General features: G+C 56.2%; 8 protein-coding genes and 1 tRNA gene. 3 read left to right on the top strand and 6 right to left on the bottom strand.

The annotated features are described in order from the left end of the window. Nucleotides 1-10: 10 nt before the first annotated feature. The 6 genes from Q0336_RS06955 to Q0336_RS06930 form a co-directional block, all read right to left on the bottom strand. Complete coding sequence (locus Q0336_RS06955; RefSeq protein ID WP_298527031.1) at nucleotides 11-592, bottom strand: hypothetical protein; 582 nt, start codon at nucleotides 590-592, stop codon at nucleotides 11-13. 12 nt (nucleotides 593-604) lie between these two features. Further along, nucleotides 605-1,807 carry a hypothetical protein gene (locus tag Q0336_RS06950; RefSeq protein ID WP_298527028.1) on the bottom strand — a complete coding sequence of 401 codons (1,203 nt, stop codon included), beginning with the start codon at nucleotides 1,805-1,807 and terminating at the stop codon, nucleotides 605-607. Nucleotides 1,808-2,609: 802 nt separating this feature from the next. After that, complete coding sequence (gene cobT / locus Q0336_RS06945) at nucleotides 2,610-3,662, bottom strand: nicotinate-nucleotide--dimethylbenzimidazole phosphoribosyltransferase (protein WP_298527130.1); 1,053 nt, start codon at nucleotides 3,660-3,662, stop codon at nucleotides 2,610-2,612. 24 nt (nucleotides 3,663-3,686) lie between these two features. Then, nucleotides 3,687-4,199, bottom strand: coding sequence for a bifunctional adenosylcobinamide kinase/adenosylcobinamide-phosphate guanylyltransferase (locus Q0336_RS06940; RefSeq protein ID WP_298527026.1), 513 nt, complete (start codon nucleotides 4,197-4,199; stop codon nucleotides 3,687-3,689). 39 nt (nucleotides 4,200-4,238) lie between these two features. Continuing rightward, nucleotides 4,239-7,634, bottom strand: coding sequence for a transcription-repair coupling factor (mfd, locus tag Q0336_RS06935; RefSeq protein WP_298527023.1), 3,396 nt, complete (start codon nucleotides 7,632-7,634; stop codon nucleotides 4,239-4,241). Between the two features lie 126 nt (nucleotides 7,635-7,760). Next, nucleotides 7,761-7,834, bottom strand: a tRNA-Asn gene (locus tag Q0336_RS06930). An 85-nt stretch (nucleotides 7,835-7,919) separates the two neighbouring features. Between Q0336_RS06930 and Q0336_RS06925 the strand changes: the two genes are divergently transcribed. From Q0336_RS06925 to Q0336_RS06915, 3 genes are all read left to right on the top strand, one after another. Continuing rightward, a complete protein-coding gene (locus Q0336_RS06925) occupies nucleotides 7,920-8,906 on the top strand; it encodes an adenosine kinase (RefSeq protein WP_298527020.1) in 987 nt (328 codons plus the stop codon). Nucleotides 8,907-8,950: 44 nt separating this feature from the next. Then, nucleotides 8,951-10,651 carry a S41 family peptidase gene (locus Q0336_RS06920; RefSeq protein ID WP_298527018.1) on the top strand — a complete coding sequence of 567 codons (1,701 nt, stop codon included), beginning with the start codon at nucleotides 8,951-8,953 and terminating at the stop codon, nucleotides 10,649-10,651. An 82-nt stretch (nucleotides 10,652-10,733) separates the two neighbouring features. Further along, the gene (locus Q0336_RS06915) at nucleotides 10,734-11,426 is read left to right on the top strand and encodes an NAD-dependent deacylase (RefSeq protein WP_298527016.1); all 693 of its coding nucleotides are present in this window, start codon (nucleotides 10,734-10,736) and stop codon (nucleotides 11,424-11,426) included. The last annotated feature ends 281 nt before the right edge of the window (nucleotides 11,427-11,707 follow it).

Raw genomic sequence — 11,707 nt, 5'->3', positions numbered from 1 at the left:
CGGGGCTAAGTTAGTTGCGGTAATAGGTGAGATCGTAGCTAGGCTCGATGCTCATGCCGATGGATTTGTCCTGCCAGCTTTGGCGCTTCTCCACGGTGACCTCACGACCCTCAGGGAGGGTGAAGGAGCGCAGGCGCAGGGTGAAGCGGTCTCGTGTCTGTGCGCTCTCGGGCTTCTTCTTGAGCGTGCAAGCGACCTCAATGACTACGGGCTCGGAGAAGACCTCAGAGCGTAGCAGAGCTCCATGGAAGAGAAGCCTATCCTCACGGGAGTGGTACTCGTAGGTACAGCCAGAGAGGTCTACTGTGGCGGGTCTATTGAGCTGGTCGATGTAGAGGAGGAGCGGGAGCTGCGCCGATCCTTCGATGCTCACTTCGTTGTTGTTGCCGAAGATGATATAGCGGTCGTAGTCATCAAGCTTGAAGGTGCGGAAGCGCAAGACTTCATTGTCTGCTCGACTAGGATCTTGCTTGATGTTGACATAATTGTCTTCGTACTCCAGTTCGCGCTTGAAGCAGCTGGTCGTGAGGCTTAGAGTGAGGAGCGCAAGAGGAAGGAAGCCTTTCATGCGTCGGTAGTCTATCTGGTACATACTTCGAAGGGGCTAAGGTTGAGTAGAAAGGACGAAGCTCACGGGACCTGCCCAGACGTAGCTCGGTGCAGCATTGCGTACACGGATCGTCCCCCAATGCTTGCTCCGGTCGAAGATGCTGTAGAAGAGCCATGGGTCAAGGTCGCTCTCTACTCCTGCACTGTTTGGCCCACGCTCATAGCGGGGTAGAAGGGTCTTGGGGCTGGAGGTGAAGCGTCCTCGTTGGTACTCCATGGTGATAGCGATGGTGTATTGCTTGCTTCTGGGGAAGGAAGAGGGGCGAGTAGGTAGGATGAGCGTCAAATACTTCTGGCCGAAGTAATAGCGCATACCTTCTGCTTCGAAGGGACCCTCCTTGACGGCGAAGATGGAATTGTTTTGCCCCCGTCCTCTTCCATCGAAATCCTTGAAGATCTCTGCAGGACTATAGCCGTAGGGGAAGGAATAGTACGAGGTGGGGAGCTGTAGTGAATCGAGATGAAGCTGATGATCCTTGCCGAAGGAGATTTTCCCAGCGAAGACGCCCTGAGGTGTATAGAGCGCTCGATAATAATCATCCGGGTTATCCTTTCGCTGATAAGCCTGCTGCTGCCAGCTTGTCCCTTCTAGTTCGGACTCGCTACCGGTGAAGGAGGTGTATGAAGAGAGGGCGTTCTCGAGGAACTTGATCCCTTTGCTATCGATACGCTCCCGGATGGTAGCTTCCTTCTTTGGGTTGCGGTACTTATAGCTCGTTACCTCCTTCGTAAGGAAATCTTCTGCATCAGCACGGAGTGCCTCTAGTTCGTGTACCAAGACGGTGGGGTCGGTAGCAGGGGATTCGTCTTGGGGACCATAGCTTCCCTTGGGGAGGAAGATCATTGTCTGGAAGCGGTCGTAAGTCGTCTTCGCTAGCTGATTCTCTAGTTTCCTCAGGCGAAGGGCAAAGGCGAGAGCTCTTCGGAGGTAAGTGATCTCGGCGTTGAAAGCCTGGTCTTCACTCAGCGCTCTGAGCTGCGCTCCTTCCGCCGAACGATAAAGGTCGCCGATCCCTCGCTCTACTTCTAGGGGATGGACGAAGACGTCGTCGAAGAGGCTATCTGTCAGGTGAAGGAGCTGTCGTCGCTGTAGGAGCTGATGCTCATAGAGCGTACGGCCTGGATCATGGCCTGACTCCCGACAGGCTGTGGTTAGTGCTATCGTCAGGAGGAGGATGAGGCCGAAGCTGTTTCTCATAATGCTTATGTGTCTGCTGTCTATTCTTGAGTCTACTACTTGCTTTACGGGATAAGCGCCACAAAGAAACGAGGAAAAATAGCGCTGTACAATCCATTCAAGTAGGTAGATTTCGCCGTATTCGTCCCCATATATGGCGATTAAAACGTCTATTGTAAAGTCAAGCAACTAAGGAAGGAAAGGGAGCAAGCCAAGTGAGTCTAGGAAAGAAAGCAAAGGAAGGAGGTAAAGGCAGTAAGGAAAGAAGGGGAGGTAAAGAAAGAAGGAAAGGAAGGAAATTCAGGAAAGCAAGCCAATCAATCCAAGAAAGAAATCCAATCCAAGCCTGAAGAAAACCTCGAAGACCACTGGAGAAAACTGGTTCACATCATTATGAATAGTTAAAACTACGCTCGTTGCTTTATAAAGTGACGGGCGTGGTTTTATAAAGCAACGGACGTAGTTTTATGGAGCGACGGACGTGGCTCTAACTTTTCTTCAATGGTTTTTCGCTTTCTCTTCAGGTACTTTCGTACTTCTCTTCAAGTACTTCCGAAGTTTTCGGAAGGCGTTTTCGGGCCAATTCACAGCGATGACTGCTTGCTTTGGAAGGAGGTGCTTGGTCGGAGAATAGGAGCCCTTCACATTCCCAGAAGGAGAACCTTCCCTTAGCAGAAGGAGATTCGTCCCTTTAACTAAGGTGCTTTCAACCTTTGTTTAAGGCACCTTCGGGAGAAAAGAAAAGCGCTCCGAGAGGGAAGACGAGCTTCCCCATCGGAGCGTGGCAGTTCCCGACGAGGGAACTTATAAGAAGAGTGCGGAGCTATTCCTCCTTGGACGAAACGTAATCCGTTACTCCTGAGGTCGTGAACGTAGCCATCTCATGGAGCATTCGTACGGAAGAGTCGAGGATGGGGAAGGCACATACAGCGCCCGTACCTTCACCGAGACGAAGATCCAAGCGAAGGATCGGTTCGGCACCTAAATAACGGAGTAGGCGAGCATGCCCCGCTTCGTCGCCCGCATGACCGAAGAAAGCGTAACCCGCGACCGAAGGATGAAGCGCACGAGCCATCAGAAGGCAGGCCGTCATGATGAAGCCATCGACGAGGAAGGCGATACCTAGTTCAGCCGAACGGAGCATAGCGCCTACCGCTGCCACCAGTTCGTAGCCTCCGAAATGGACGAGGATGGAGAAGGGATCTGAAGGGCCGGAGTAATTCTTGACGGCTTGGCGAAGGATGTGAAGCTTGTGGGTCATGCCTTCATCATCAAGCCCACTGCCTCGGCCGATGCATTCCTCCAGAGGGAAGTCGGTGAGGTAGTACATCCACAGGGCAGAGGCGGAGGTATTGGCAATGCCCATCTCGCCGAAGGAAAGGAGCTTCGCCCCACGCTGATGGGCTTCGTCGACGGAGACTATCCCCACCGAGAGTGCCCGGTGTGCCTCGTCCAGAGTCATCGCTGCTTCAGTGAGGAAGGAGCGAGTGCCTCGACGGATCTTGCGGTGCACTAAGTTCGGTTCGTCGCCGAACTCATGATCGACACCCACATCGACGATATGCAGGCGGAAGTCATGTTGCCTCGTGAGGAAACAAATACCAGCACCGCCACGAAGCATGCTGTAGACGACTTGGCGTGTCACTTCACGGGGGCTCTTGCTTACGCCTTCCCGCTCGATACCATGATCAGAGGCGAAGACGAAGTGTTCGCGTGGGGTGAGCGAAGGACGGAGAGTGTCCTGCAAGGCAGCGAGACGGGCAGCGAGATGCTCCAGCTGTCCCATCGAGCCGAGAGGCTTAGCGATCGTGTCAATATAAGCTTGTGCCCTCAGGATCTCTTCGTCAGAGATGGGGCGGATATCGAAGTCTTGTATCATGATGAGAGGTGAAGTGCGGGCTTAACCCTTGACGGTGAGCGGCTGACCACAGACCATCAGCGTCACTCGGTCGGCTCGGTCGCCGACGTATTGATTCATCCAGCCTTGGAGCTGCGTGAAGAGGCGCTGGGTGCGTGAGCTAGATGTTCCACCCATACCCAGTTCGTTCGTCACGAAGATGAAGGTAGCATCTTGGGAGACCAAGCGATCGAACTCGGTCTGTAGCGCTTCGAGGGCTCGGTCTACGTCTTGCTCTAGGTCGAAGAAGTAGTTCGTCGACCAGAGGGTGATGCAGTCCACGAGCACTACTCGCCCTGTGAAGTCGTGCTTCGACGGTGTGAGGTCTTCCTCGATATTGGTCCATTCGGGGCCACGTCGCTCTTGGTGGCGGAGGATGCGCTGACGGAACTCTTCGTCCCAGACTCGTGCCGTAGCCAGATACACGGGATTGGGGCTGAGTCGCAAGGCTTCAGCTTCGGCGTAGGAGCTCTTACCTGAGCGCTCTCCGCCAGTGATGAGATGGATGTAGCTCATAGTTTTGTTTGGGGTGTAATAGGTTTGGTTGGTCGGTCTTTATAGGGCACTTCCCTCGACCTTACGGCGAAGGATGTGCTCCATCACTTCGATCGCAGCATGTACCGAAGGAATGTGGCCGATGCGGATGATGTGCTTCCCCGTGCGCTGGACGAATTCGCAGTTGCGACTATTGCGAGCTACGTACTCTAAGAGCTTGCCGAAGGTCTCCGAAGCATAGTAAGGGCTCGACGTATCAGAGAGTAAATGCAGGCTCATCGATCCTGACTTGAGGACGACCTTCTCGATGCCGAGGTGATGCCCCAAGCGACGGAGGCGAGGAACGAGTACCAGTTCTTCGGCCTCCTTCGGTAGCGCACCGAAGCGGTCTCTCAGTCGGGCGGTGAATTCCTCAAGCTCTCGGTCTTCGTTCAGCCCGTCCAGCTCTCGGTAGAGAAGGATACGCTCGCTGTCGGAGGGTACATATTCATCGGAGAGTGCCAGCTCGAGGTCGCTCTCTACCTGAGTCTCTACGACGAAGCGGTCGGCTAGTTCGCCATCGCTCGTCTTATCCTCATCGGCATAGATGTGGGCGAACTCATCCGCTTTCAGTTCACGGACCGCTTCGGAGAATACCTTTTGGTAGGTCTCGTAGCCCATATCGGTGATGAAGCCACTCTGCTCGGCACCGAGGACATTACCCGCTCCTCGCTGATCAAGGTCTTGGAGGGCGATGCGTATGCCACTACCCAGATCGCTGAAGCTCTCGATGGCACGCAGACGACGCTTGGAGTCTTCGCTAAGTCCCTCCAGAGGCGGAGTCAAGAGGTAGCAGAAGGCCTTGCGATCACTTCGCCCAACACGCCCTCGGAGCTGATGCAGTTCGCTCAGTCCGTAGTGGTGGGCATCGTGGATCATGATGGTATTGGCATTGGGTACGTCGATCCCGTTCTCGATGATCTTCGTGGCTACCAGCACGTCGTACTCTTGGTTGCCGAAGTCGATGAGGATCTGCTCCATCTCCTTCGGTGCTAGGCGACCGTGTGCTACGGCGATGCGTGCGTCGGGTACTTCACGCTGGATCAGTGCTGCGAGGTTCTCGATGTTGCTGATGCGGCTATTGACGAAGTAGACCTGCCCATTGCGACTCATCTCGAAGCCCACCGCCTCACGGATGATCTGTGGGGAGGTCTGGGTAAGGATCGTCTCTACGGGACGGCGATTTGCTGGGGGAGTATTGAGGTTCGATAGATCTCGAGCCCCCATGAGGGAGAACTGGAGCGTGCGGGGGATAGGCGTAGCGCTCATCGTCAAGGTATCGACATTGACCTGCAGCTGGCGTAGCTTCTCCTTGGTGGCGACTCCGAACTTCTGCTCTTCGTCGATGATAAGGAGCCCTAGATCATGGAAGGCTACATCCTTGCTCGTCAGGCGGTGTGTGCCGATGATGATATCGATCTTCCCCTCCTTGAGATCGCTGAGGATGGCACGAAGCTCCTTCGGACTACGGGCACGAGAGATATAGTCTACTCGGACGGGGAAGTCACGCAGTCGCTTGGAGAAGGTGCGGTAATGCTGGTAGGCAAGGACGGTGGTAGGTACGAGCACGGCTACCTGCTTGCCATCGGTGGCCGCCTTGAAGGCTGCTCGTACAGCGACTTCGGTCTTCCCGAAGCCCACATCTCCACAGAGGAGGCGGTCCATCGGGAAGGGGCGCTCCATGTCGGCCTTCACAGCAGCGACGGCCGAGGCTTGGTCGGGTGTATCCTCGAAGGCAAACGATGCCTCTAGCTCATGCTGGAGGTAGCTGTCGGGACTGAAGGCATAGCCCTCGGTCTCCCGTCGCTTAGCATAGAGGCGGATCAGATCTCGGGCGATGTCCTTGATCCGCTTCTTTGTGCGCTCCTTGATGCGCTGCCAAGCACCCGAACCGATGACACTCAGATTGACCTCCGTACTCTCGCCTCCCGTACGGTAATGGGAGAGCTTGTGCAGGCTGTGGAGGTTGACGTAGATCGTGTCGTTGTTGCGGTAGATGAGCTTGACTAGCTCCTGTGTGTGATCGCCCTGAGGCATGCTCACCAGCCCGTCGAAGCGTCCGATCCCGTGGTCGGCATGTACGACGAGATCGCCTCGGCTGAAGCTCTGCAGTTCCTTGAGGGAGAGGGTGACCTTGCCCGAAGTAGCCTTGTCGCTACGGAGACTATATTTATGGTAGCGGTCGAAGAGCTCGTGCTCGGTGAGTAGCACCCAGCGGTGACCTTCGTCGACGAAGCCTTCGTGCAGGGTGATGGCGGTGCGCTGGGGGAGTTCTGTGGGCTTGAGGTGAGGGGTGAGGATGTCGAGGACACGCTCATAGGCTGCCTCGGTGCTCGCCGATAGCCAGACGGTGTAGCCTCTCTTCTTCCACGAGCGGATCTGGGTAGCTAGTGCTTCGTAGTCCTTGTGGAAGAGGGGCTGACGCTCGGTATGGAAGTGGATCCCTTGGGGTTCAGCCTCGGTGGTGAACTCGTAGCCCGAATAGCTCTCTAGCTCCTGCAGCAGCGTCTGAGGCTCGATGAGCATCGTCCTCAGTTCGTCAAGGTCACGGAAGCCCTCTCCATCCTGGAGTAGCGGAGATTCATCCCAAGTCATCTGCAGGCGGGTAGCTAGCGAAGCTCGGCCAGAGAGGAGAAGCTGCGTCCCTCGGGGAAGGAGCGAAAGTAGGGAGACCAGTGCCCCTCGGCTCTTAGCAAGGTCGGGGCTTAGTGTGATCTCCTCCAGCTGTCCTACGGAGAGCTGGCTATCGACCTCGAAGCGACGAAGGCTCTCGACTTCATCGTCGAAGAAGTCCAGACGGTAGGGGAGCTCGGAGGCAAAGGAATAGACATCGACGATGCTCCCTCTCAGGGCAAACTGCCCCGGCTCATAGACATAGTCCACTCGCTCGAAGCCCCAGCTAAGGAGCTTGTCACGAAGCTCATCCCGATCGACGAGATCGCCTTTGTGGATCAGGAGGGTCTCTGTCGGTTGGTCGCCTTCCTTGGGTACACCCTCAAGGAGCGCTTCGGGATAGGTGACGAGGATGGGTAAGTGGGAGCGTCCACGCTTCTTCTCGCTAAGCAGGGCACTCAGCACCATGGAGCGCAGGAGGACGCTCGCCTCATCCCGATGCCCGTAGCGGATAGCTCGGCGGTAGGCGGAGGGGAAGAGCAGGACTCGATCTTCTCCAAGGTACTGGGCGAGGTCCGAATAGAAGTAGCCCGCCTCCTCGTCATCACGAAGGAGTACCAGCAGAGGCGCTGCCTCACGCAGTCGGGGCGTGATCAGTGCACGGGATGAGCCTGCGAGCCCAGAGAGGCTGCGCCAAGTCTTGGAGGGGAGGGGAGTCTGGAGCGATGCTCCCTCGGTGCTGTCCGCTAGGGCAAGAGGCGGAGCAAAGGAAGCTCGGGGAGAAGTCTTATCTACCTTATTCACACTACGAAGATACGGCTTCTCGGGTAATTGTACCCATGTGCTTAGGGGGATATAAAGAGACTCCGCAGACCCTATGACTAGGACCTGCGGAGTACTTCACCGCTCGGAGCGGTATGCTTTAGGATGCTCTTCCTCTTGGACTTGAACCAAGGACCCTCTGATTAACAGTCAGATGCTCTAACCGACTGAGCTAAGGAAGAAGGGGTTTGTCCTTCAAAAAGACGCCGCAAATATACGGGCGGATTGCAGACATGCAATACTTTTGCCAAAAAAATAATGCAAGACATGAGAATTATCGGAATAGGAAACGCGTTGCTCGACGTGCTGCTGCGCCTCGAAAGCGATGCTACGCTGCAAGCGATGGGTATGAAGAAAGGCGTCATGGAGTTAGTGGACGAATCCACAATGCGCGACATCCAACAAGAACAATCGGGTCTCGAGCGCTCTGACGCACCCGGCGGATCGGTCTGCAACACCATGCGGGCAATGGCGTTGCTGGGCGCCTCGGTCGGGTATGTCGGTAAGGTCGGGACGGACGCCAACGGAGCCTTCTACGAGAAGGCCATCCGCGACGCCGGCGTGACGCCCCACATTGTGAAGTCAGAGGGTATTTCGGGCTGCTGCACCGTGCTGATGTCGCCGGACAGCGAGCGCACGATGGCCACCTTCCTCGGCCCCGCCGGAACGCTCACTACCGACGAGATTGCCGACGAGACGCTCCGCGCATACGACTGCCTTTATATGGAGGGTTACCTGATCTCCAACGCCTCGAACGACCGCCTGTTCCTCCCCATCCTGCGTCGCGCGCGCGACCTGGGGCTGAAGGTGGCTATCGACCTTTCGAACTTCAACATCGTCAACGGCTTCAGCGACATGCTTCATCGGGCCATTCCGGAATACGTCGACATCCTCTTCTCTAATGAGACCGAGGCGGAGGCTTACACCGGCAAACCTGCCGACGAAGCGATTCGAGAGATCATGAAGGAGGTGGAATACGCCATCGTCACTGTCGGGAAGGACGGGGCGCTGGCGGGACACGCGGGCGAGGTCGTACATGTGCCGGCCATGAGCAGCAAGCCGGTGGATACTACAGGCGCAGGTGACAACTTCGCCGCGGGCTTCCTCTACGGCTTCTCACGCGGGGCTTCGATCCGACAATCGGCCGAGCTTGGTGCTTTGATGGCCGGGAATGTGGTGGAGACGGTTGGTCCGCAGATCGTGCCCGAACGTTGGCCGCAAATCACGTCGAAGGTTAGCAGCATCTTGGGCTGATTGATTTTCTGATAACTCACACATTACACACATACATGTTACAAATGAAAAAAGCACCAATCTTGTTTTTGGCCGTCGCACTGAGCCTCGGTGTACTGCCGCTGCGGGCACAGGTGGAATTTGCAGTGGAGCTTGAGAGACCGGCGAAGGTGAACCGCTTCGAGGTAAGTAAGCAGTTGGAGATCTTGAATGCCTTGGTGAAAGAGGTGCAGCTGTTTTACGTCGATTCGGTGGAGACGGAGAAGATGGTGCGCCGAGGCATCGATGCGATGCTAAAGGGACTGGATCCGTACACGGAGTATTACCCGGAACAGGAGACGGAGAACGTGAAGATGCTTGTGACGGGCGAGTATGGCGGTATTGGCGCGTTCATTCGTGCACGCGACGGTGGCGTGATCATCAGCGAACCTTTCGAGGGCATGCCGGCGGCATTGGCTGGACTGAAAGCGGGCGACCGTATCCTGATGATCGACACGGCGGACGTGACGAAGGCGACGACTCAGCGCGTCAGCGAACTGCTCAAGGGTGTGCCTAACTCGAAGGTGACGCTCAAGATCGAGCGGCGGGGCGAGAAGAAACCGATGAAGGTGGAGATCGTGCGCAAGCAGGTGGCCGTGAAGCAGGTGGTGCATTATGGCGTCTATGGGAATGGTACGGGCTATATCTATTTGGAGGGCTTTCGGGAGAAGAGTGCTGACGAGGTGCGTGAGGCGTTCGAGGATTTGAAGAAGAATCACCACATCACGTCGCTTGTACTGGACTTGCGCGACAATGGCGGCGGACTCCTTTCGAGTGCCGTGCAGATCGTCAACTTGTTTGTGCCCAAGGGGCGCGAGGTGCTCTCTACGCGCAGCCGGATGAAGTTTTGGGATCGCACTTACCGCACAACGCTTGACCCGGTCGATTCGGTGATTCCGATGGCGGTCATTATTAACGGCAGTTCTGCCTCCGCGTCCGAGATTGTCAGCGGCGCGCTACAAGACATGGATCGGGCGGTGCTGATCGGCAATCGCTCCTTTGGCAAAGGGCTGGTGCAGACGCCGCGCGACTTGCCTTACGACGGACAGGTTAAGATCACGACCAGCAAGTACTACATCCCCAGTGGCCGCTGCATCCAGCAGTTGGACTACTCGCACCGCAATGCCGATGGCTCAGTGTCGGCTGTACCCGACAGTCTCACGTCAGTCTTCTACACGGCTAACGGACGGCCTGTGCGCGACGGCGGTGGCATACGGCCGGACTTTGAAATGGAGGAGAAGAAGACGCCTACCATACTCTTCTACCTGATCAACGACTTCACACTCTTCGACTACGTCACTGACTGGGTACGAGAGCATCCGACCATTGCTCCGGCCAAGGAGTTTGTCTTCTCCGACGCGGACTATGAGGTGTTCAAGAAGCGCCTAAAGGACGCAGGCTTTACCTACGACCGACAGAGCGAGAAGGCGCTCAAGGCGCTCAAGGAGACGGCTGAATTTGAGGGTTACTTGGCCGAGGATTCGGCTGTTTTTGTTGCTCTCGAGGCGCGCCTGAAGCCGGATTTGGATCGGGACTTGGAGCGCTATAAGGACGAGATCAAGCGGTTGATCTCTACGGAGATTGCCAAGAGGTACTACTTCCAAGAGGGCGGAATGATAGAGACGCTCAAGGACGACAAGACGCTCAAAAAGGCGCTCGAGGTGCTCGCCGATAAGGAACTCTACAAGAAGACGCTGAGCCGTCCGGAAGAGGAAGAGAAGAAGTAATGTGCTACTTCTTCCTACTTTCCACTACTTACAACAACTCCTTTTATAACTACTCCTGACTTCTTTCTAACCACCGATTGATATGAAAAAGTTAGTCATCCTGACCGGCGCTGGCATGAGCGCCGAAAGCGGTATCTCCACCTTCCGCGACTCGAACGGGTTGTGGGAGAATTATCGGGTGGAGGACGTGGCTACGCCTGAGGGTTTCGACCGCAACCCTGGGCTGGTGCTGGATTTTTACAACACGCGGCGGCGAGAACTGCTCCGGACTGAACCGAATGATGGACACCGTGGGCTTGCAGCGTTAGAGCATGACTTCGACGTGCACATCGTGACGCAAAATGTGGACAATCTGCACGAGCGTGCGGGTAGTAGCCATGTGGTTCACCTGCATGGCGAGCTGATGAAGGCATGCTCCGATCGCAACCTGAACCGTCCGCTCCCGATTGATCCTGAGCACCCCGACCTGCACGTGGGTGACAAGGCGCCCGACGGAGGACGGCTGCGTCCGTTCATCGTTTGGTTTGGCGAACCGGTACCCATGATCGAGGAGGCGATCCGATTAGTGAACGACTGCGACATCTTCGTCGTGATCGGCACGTCGCTCAACGTCTATCCTGCGGCTGGCTTGTTGGGCTATGTGCAGCGCGGCCGACCTATCTTCCTGATCGATCCGAATGAGGTGCCTGTCTATCGAGGTGATGTGGAGTTCATCCGCTGCGGCGCCTCGGAGGGTGTGCGCATCCTCACCGAACGGCTGAAGGAGCTTAGGTAAGGTCTAATGGTTATGCCGGGGCTGTTGCGGCCGCCGGAAAAGTTTGCCGGACACATGCAGGGAGAGTCATCCCGCATGTGTCCGGCATTTTTTTTCGTGTGCCTCAGGGGGTTGCCCGGGAGGGGACGTGATTGTTTGCAGAGGGAATGTTTGGGGGCGTATGTGATACGTCCCTACGAGAAGGAGGACTTTGTCTCCTGACCCTTACTTCCTTTTCTTGTCTTGGCACAAGAAAAGGAAGCAAAAGAAAGTCAAGGCGCCAAGGGGCGCCGGCCAAGCTG

The organism is uncultured Porphyromonas sp., from assembly GCF_938039215.1.
Lineage (GTDB): Bacteria > Bacteroidota > Bacteroidia > Bacteroidales > Porphyromonadaceae > Porphyromonas.
This window is presented reverse-complemented; position numbering and strand designations above follow the sequence as displayed.

Coding starts and splice junctions, on each gene's coding strand:
- Q0336_RS06925 (WP_298527020.1), top strand. CDS start 7,920: ATGAGAATTATCGGAATAGGAAACGCGTTGCTCGACGTGCTGCTGCGC.
- Q0336_RS06950 (WP_298527028.1), bottom strand. CDS start 1,807: ATGAGAAACAGCTTCGGCCTCATCCTCCTCCTGACGATAGCACTAACC.
- Q0336_RS06920 (WP_298527018.1), top strand. CDS start 8,951: ATGAAAAAAGCACCAATCTTGTTTTTGGCCGTCGCACTGAGCCTCGGT.
- Q0336_RS06940 (WP_298527026.1), bottom strand. CDS start 4,199: ATGAGCTACATCCATCTCATCACTGGCGGAGAGCGCTCAGGTAAGAGC.
- Q0336_RS06915 (WP_298527016.1), top strand. CDS start 10,734: ATGAAAAAGTTAGTCATCCTGACCGGCGCTGGCATGAGCGCCGAAAGC.
- Q0336_RS06955 (WP_298527031.1), bottom strand. CDS start 592: ATGTACCAGATAGACTACCGACGCATGAAAGGCTTCCTTCCTCTTGCG.